Below are 557 nucleotides of genomic sequence, written 5' to 3'. Positions count from 1 at the left end.
ATCAACTCTTCGCTCAGGCTATCTTGTGATTGGTGACGTTCGATAATACGTTTACTCGCGCGTTCTAGTTTTGCTTTTTTACGCCCTAGCTCATCGAATGTGCCGCTCCATTCTTTACTCGCATTCGATTTCAATTTGCATCCATCAATGGCAAACATGTTGCGACCTATCAAGCCTTCTTCGTCGCATATCATCAGTACTTGCGTAAACAGCGGTTCAATCTGTTCGTGCATTTTGGCCACGAATCCCGCTACAGATGTGTAATGAGGTTGAATATCACCCGACACACTCATGAACAAAATATTCGTCTCACACGCCTTAGCAATACGGCGGCTACTAACCAAACCATGTGCGTAACCAAGTAAAATAATCTTTAGCATCACTGAAGGAGGATACGCAGCGGCGCCCGTTTTATCATTGTTATACCACGCGTCAAAGCCCGACAAATCGAGTTTATTTTCGACAATATAACAAAGCGCATACTCAAATGTACCTGGCAATATTTGCTCAGCAAAATTGATTGGAATGAATTTATTTTGGCAGGATAAGTCAGGCTT

General features: G+C 42.9%; 1 protein-coding gene. It reads right to left on the bottom strand.

The genetic code is table 11. The annotated features are described in order from the left end of the window. A partial coding sequence (locus H5162_RS21475; RefSeq protein WP_182779450.1) for a transposase occupies positions 1-557 on the bottom strand: 557 nt, incomplete at both ends.

Origin of the sequence: Pseudoalteromonas sp. SR41-8 (assembly GCF_014163915.1) — a bacterium.
Classification (GTDB): domain Bacteria; phylum Pseudomonadota; class Gammaproteobacteria; order Enterobacterales; family Alteromonadaceae; genus Pseudoalteromonas; species Pseudoalteromonas rhizosphaerae.
Note: the sequence above shows the minus strand (reverse complement) of the source record. Positions and strands in the feature narration are given on the sequence as shown.